This is a genomic window from Bradyrhizobium hipponense, assembly GCF_008123965.1.
GTDB lineage: Bacteria > Pseudomonadota > Alphaproteobacteria > Rhizobiales > Xanthobacteraceae > Bradyrhizobium > Bradyrhizobium hipponense.
This window is the reverse complement of record NZ_VSTH01000267.1, coordinates 1-1,657: the sequence shown is the minus strand read 5'-3', so window position 1 is coordinate 1,657 and position 1,657 is coordinate 1. Positions and strand designations below refer to the sequence as shown.

General features: G+C 55.6%; 2 protein-coding genes. Both read right to left on the bottom strand.

Annotated elements, in window-relative coordinates; translation table 11 throughout:
• On the bottom strand, window positions 1-1,067 hold a 1,067-nt coding region (locus tag FXV83_RS41570; RefSeq protein ID WP_235940618.1), incomplete at its 3' end, for an MASE1 domain-containing protein.
• On the bottom strand, window positions 950-1,282 hold the full coding sequence (locus FXV83_RS45310) for a hypothetical protein (RefSeq protein ID WP_347341109.1): 333 nt from the start codon (window positions 1,280-1,282) through the stop codon (window positions 950-952). The genes FXV83_RS45310 and FXV83_RS41570, both read right to left, overlap by 118 nt.
• Window positions 1,283-1,657 lie beyond the last annotated feature (375 nt).

Sequence of the window (1,657 nt, the reverse complement as noted above, 5' to 3'; positions counted from 1 at the left end):
TTTCTGATGCGCCAACCCTCAACTTCGTGCTTGCCTCTTTGGATTGCCGACTCCAATGCGTGGGTTGGTGAGCCCGCGCGGCGTTCATCCGGTCGATAAAATGTCCCGAAATGCTTGCCAATAATGTCTTCCGGGGTGTAGCCGATGATTTTTTCTGCGGTGCTGTTCCAACTTGTAACGTGCCCTTCTTTATCAACGGCAAAAATTGCATAGTCGATAACGCCTTCGATGAGAACTTGGAAGTGGCGTCTAACGCTGTCGAGCGCCAAATTTTTCCGTTCAATCTGACGGTTCAGTTGGTCCTGAACAGAAAGCAAATGGGCTTGAGTATTTTGGCGTGTCGCAATTGCAGCAGCCAAAGCAAGAGGCGGCAGTGATACGCTGATCGAAAGCACAAGTAACGATAATAGGGCTCCGTTCGGATCCGTTTTCGGAAATGGATCGTTACCTACCGAGAAACCCCACACGGCCATTCCGAAGAAAATGAGCGCGGCCGTGGCGACGTTGCATCGATTGCCGCGCAAACCGGCCCACATCAACGGTAGCAAAACGAGAAAGCCAAGAAGGCTCCGATACGGCAGCAGCACGTTGAGGTCGTTACCGATAAGGTCACTGCCGATGAGCGGGCTGTAAGCAACGATCCCGATGATGCTCACGAGAGCAAAGACGGCGATAGATTCCAACAGATTCCATTTGGAGGAACGAGGTAAGGGGATCATTGTCCAGAGCACGACGACCGGAGCAATCACTAAGGTCCCAGCCGCGTCTGCAAGCCACCAGGTCAACCAGGTGGCGACAGAATCGGAAATGACTGGCTGGCCGGCGAAAATGACTCCTGCCAGAGCGATGGCGGAACTGATGATCGTGGTCGGCGCAAAGGAAATGATTGCAAACTTTGCGATACCAGAGGGGGTACCCAACGTCTGGCGACCGTTCGACCAGAGACTAATCAGCCATGTCCCGGCAAACGCAGCGAGGAGAGTACCGATCCCAATGGAACCCAACTCCAGGAGCGATCGGTTGGCCATGAGGTAGGGCGAAAGATGCCCACCAAAATCGCGGGCCAAATCCGGTAGCCGCGCAGCAGGATCAGCGCGAGCGCAAACCCGGTCGGTGGCCACAATGGCGTCGCGGCCGGATTCACTGCGGGCAAGAATTGCGCGGACTCGGCAAGGCCAATGTAAGTCGCGGCGACTATTAAAAGCTCGACCGAGTAGGCTGCAGCACTCCGAGCGCTGCCAAAAGCGGAAATGTTGATTTTATCAACCCGTGCCCTTTCCATCACAAGCCTTTGCGGTGGGCACCTCAAACATCCGGTGGGGGGGCCCCGGCCCACCGTCGAATGTCACCCGAAAGAGGGTGATCGCATTCCCACTACGTCGACGACCCGCCAAACACTCAATTCAGTTTTGACCAAAGCATGGCCGCTTGGCAACTTTCGGAACTCGGGGTCCTCCAGCAGTACCACTGACCTAATAGCGGAGGTGCAGGAGGAGACGAAAGGGCGCACGGCGGCCCCGGAAACACGAACAGGTCGGATGCTGTGCACGTCAGTGAGATCATCGGCAATCATTTTCTCCGTTGATGCAAAAGATCAGCTTTCGTCGCTCGAATGACAGCTAATGGGATGGTCCGGTCGTGCTCCAGCCCCGCCAGT

Coding starts and splice junctions, on each gene's coding strand:
- FXV83_RS45310 (WP_347341109.1), bottom strand. CDS start 1,282: ATGGAAAGGGCACGGGTTGATAAAATCAACATTTCCGCTTTTGGCAGC.